The 3565-nt window shown below is 69.1% G+C and carries 2 protein-coding genes; one reads left to right on the top strand and one right to left on the bottom strand.

The window, feature by feature from the left end; genetic code table 11:
* Nucleotides 1-113: 113 nt before the first annotated feature.
* Nucleotides 114-1451 carry a C39 family peptidase gene (locus tag AB0B48_RS32390; RefSeq protein WP_357208289.1) on the bottom strand — a complete coding sequence of 446 codons (1338 nt, stop codon included), beginning with the start codon at nucleotides 1449-1451 and terminating at the stop codon, nucleotides 114-116.
* Between the two features lie 210 nt (nucleotides 1452-1661).
* On the opposite strand from AB0B48_RS32390, the gene AB0B48_RS32385 reads away from it, so the two are divergent.
* Nucleotides 1662-3539, top strand: a complete 1878-nt coding sequence (locus tag AB0B48_RS32385; RefSeq protein ID WP_357208287.1) for a M14 family metallopeptidase — start codon at nucleotides 1662-1664, stop codon at nucleotides 3537-3539.
* Nucleotides 3540-3565: the final 26 nt, after the last annotated feature.

Here is a 3565-nt window from a genome sequence, read left to right as displayed (position 1 = left end):
TTTGTTTTATAATTATTTAATACCACCCACCCCCCTAGCGCCACAAAAAAAAAAAAAAAAACAACCGCAGGTGACCCGCCGGCCGGAGCTGATCCCGGGCGCGGGGCAGAGGGTTACCAGTTGGTGGAGCCGGAGCGCTTGGGCCAGGGCTTTGAGATCGGCTTGATCAGGTACGCGATGCCGCCCGAGCCGCCGGAGACGCCGCCGCTGGCGTTGGTGCGCTTGGTGCGTAGCCAGATCTGCTCGAACTGCGCACGCTTGTAGACGTTGCGCACGACGTCGTTGCTGGACGAGGCCGGGTCGTTGACGATCACGTCGCCGTCGGCGGTGAAGCCGACCACCACGAAGAGGTGCCCGGAGGTGCCGTAGTTCGCCCCGTCCAGCTCACTGGCGAGGAATGACTGGCTGGTCACGACGGGGATGCCGGCGGCGATGAAACGCTCCAGCTCGTCCAGCGAGTGCAGCCGGGTCACCCGGCCCTCCAGCCCGGGGAAGCTGGCCGCGTACGCGGTGTTGAACGGCCAGTTGCCCGCGCCGTCGTACGCGTAGTCGTAGGTCATCCGGGCGGCGTGGTTGACGGTCGGGTCGGGGTAGGTGGGGTCCACCCAGGAGGTGTCGGCCGCCGACGGTCCACGACCCCAGTACTCGACGACCATCTCCGTCGAGGTGGGTGAGCACCACGCCTCGCCGCCGCCGTCGTACTCGGGGTAGTGCCCGGAGTGCACGTTCTGCGAGTAGCGCGGCACGGGCAGTTCCCGGCCCCAGGCGATGTGTCCGGCGCTCGGCGGCACCGTGAACCGGTCCGGCACCGTGGAACTCATCGCGCCGAGCATCCGGACCACCGGGGCGGCGCTCTGCCCGGGAGCGCGGTAGAGGGTCAGCTTGAGCTGGTACGACCGCAGCAGCACCCCGGCGGTGGCGTCGTCGATGCTGAAGGTGTCGGTCCAGATCGTCGACCAGGGGTCGCCCTGCCGGTTGACGCTGGTCCGCCGGATGTCGGTGTCGCCGGACGCCCAGCGTCCCAGGACGTACCACGGGGTCTGGTCGCCGCTCGTGTAGCTGCCCTGCATCTCCACCTGGATCCAGGTGCCGGCGGGGGTCTCCGCGTTCCAGGATGCGATCAGTTCGGTGGCGTCGAACCCGACCCGGGTCACCGGCGAGGTCCAGGTGCCGTACTCCCAGGTGCGGGTGGTGCCGGTGTGCGGGTCCGCGTACTCGGTGGTGCCGGCCGGGCGGGCCAGGGTGACGCCGGATCGGGCGCCGGGCACGACGCGGGTGCCGGTCTGGCTGCCCCGGTGCCAGTCGGCGGGCCCGGACCAGTCCTGGTAGGTGATCTGCTCGTCGTGGGCGGGGGCGGGCGGGTGCGCCGCCAGCGCGGGTGTGGCGCTGGTGAGCAGGGTGAGCGTGGTGACGCCGGCGAGGGCGGCCGCGCGCAGGCGAGGTCTGGCCATGGGTGCTCCGCGGTGTCGAGGGGGCATCGTCGCTGGTCAGTTTTCCGCTTGGAGGGAAGTTTCGCCAGGTGTTGATAGGTGGAAAATCATTGCCGCCATGATGATCCGCCTGGGATGGCCAACACAACGATCAATGTTGATATGACCATGTGACAGGTGGTGAAGTGTCCTTCACCGAGCGGGATCTCCCGCCCATCGAGGAGGTAGTCCATGGCCCTCCGCACGCCCATCTTCCTCCGCCGTGTCCTGGTGCTCGCTGTCGTCACCGGGCTGGGCATCGTCACCGTCGCCGCCGGACCGGTCGCCGCCCGACCGGCACCGGACCGCACCGCCGAGCAGGCCGCCGCCGGCTACCGGGTGCTCGGGCCCCGGACCCTCGCCGACCGCAACGCGGTGGCCCGCACCGGAGCCGCCATCGACTACTCCGAACACGGCGTGCTGCACATCTCGGCCACCGCGGCCGAGGCCGCCGCGATCGGCAAGCTCGGCTTCCGGTTGGAACCGCTCGCCCCGCCACCCAACGCCGAGCGCGGCGCCGGCGACTTCGGCGCGCTGGCCTTCCCGCCGGCCGACTCGAACTACCACGACTACGCGGAACTGACCGCCGTCGTGAACCAGGTCGTCGCCGACCACCCGGCGATCGCCCGCAAGATCAGCATCGGTTCGTCGTACGAGGGCCGCGACCTGATGGCCGTGAAGATCTCCGACAACGTCGGCACCGACGAGAACGAGCCGGAGATCCTGTTCAACTCCCAGCAGCACGCTCGTGAGCACCTGACCGTCGAAATGGCGATCTACCTGCTCAACCTCTTCACTGACAGCTACGGCAGCGACTCCCGGATCACCAACATCGTCAACGGCCGGGAGCTCTGGATCGTGCCGACGGTCAACCCGGACGGCAGCGAGTACGACATCGCCACCGGGTCGTACCGGTCCTGGCGCAAGAACCGGCAACCCAACAGCGGCTCGTCCAACGTCGGCACCGACCTGAACCGCAACTGGTCCTACAACTGGGGATGCTGCGGCGGCTCGTCCGGCACCACCTCGTCGGAGACCTACCGGGGGCCGTCGGCGTTCTCCGCGCCCGAGACGCAGGCGCTGCGCAACTTCGTCAACGGCCGGGTCGTCGGCGGTGTGCAGCAGATCAAGGCCAACATCGACTTCCACACGTACTCGCAGCTGGTGCTCTGGCCGTACGGCTACACCACCGCGAACACCGCGACCGGGATGAACGCGGACCAGTACAACACCTTCGCCACCATCGGTCAGCAGATGGCGGCCACCAACGGCTACACCCCGGAACAGTCGAGCGATCTCTACATCACCGACGGAGACAGCCTCGACTGGATGTGGGCGACCCACAACATCTGGGCGTACACCTTCGAGATGTACCCGGGCTCGTCCGGCGGCGGCGGCTTCTACCCGCCCGACGAGGTGATCCCGGCGCAGACCTCGCGCAACCGGGACGCGGTGCTGCTCCTCAGCGAGTACGCCGACTGCCCGTACCGGGCCATCGGCAAGCAGGCGCAGTACTGCGGCGGCGGTGGCGGCACCACTGTCTGGTCGGACACCTTCGAGACCGCCACCGGCTGGACCATCAACCCGTCCGGCACCGACACCGCCACCCTCGGCGCGTTCGAGCGGGGCGCCGCCCAGGCGACCACGTCCTCCGGAGCCAAGCAACTCACCCCGTACGCCGGGTCCAACGACCTGGTCACCGGCCGGCTTGCCGGCTCGGCGGCCGGTGACTACGACGTGGACGGCGGAGTGACCAGCGCCCGATCACCGGCGGTGACACTGCCGTCGTCCGGCACGCTGACCCTCTCACTCGCCTGGTACCTGGCGCACGGCTCGAACGCCTCGTCGGCGGACTACCTGCGGGTGAGCGTGGTGCACAACGGCGGCACCACAGCGCTGCTCACCCAGGCCGGCGCGGCCAGCAACCGTAACGGAACCTGGGCGGTAGCCAACCTCAACCTCACCCCGTACGCCGGCCAGTCGGTCCGCGTGCTCGTCGAGGCTGCGGACGCGTCCGGAGCCAGCCTCGTGGAGGCGGCTGTGGACAACGTCACCATCACGTCCTCCTGATCGGGTGGGGCCCCGTCCCGCCCCGG

This window comes from Micromonospora sp. NPDC049089, from assembly GCF_040648775.1.
Taxonomy (GTDB): Bacteria; Actinomycetota; Actinomycetes; order Mycobacteriales; family Micromonosporaceae; genus Micromonospora.
The sequence above is the reverse complement of the archived record's forward strand: the minus strand, read 5'-3'. Positions and strand labels throughout refer to the sequence as shown.

What these genes read in the sequence shown, in the direction of transcription:
- AB0B48_RS32390 (WP_357208289.1), bottom strand. Translation starts at nt 1,451, where the DNA reads ATGGCCAGACCTCGCCTGCGCGCGGCCGCCCTCGCCGGCGTCACCACG.
- AB0B48_RS32385 (WP_357208287.1), top strand. Translation starts at nt 1,662, where the DNA reads ATGGCCCTCCGCACGCCCATCTTCCTCCGCCGTGTCCTGGTGCTCGCT.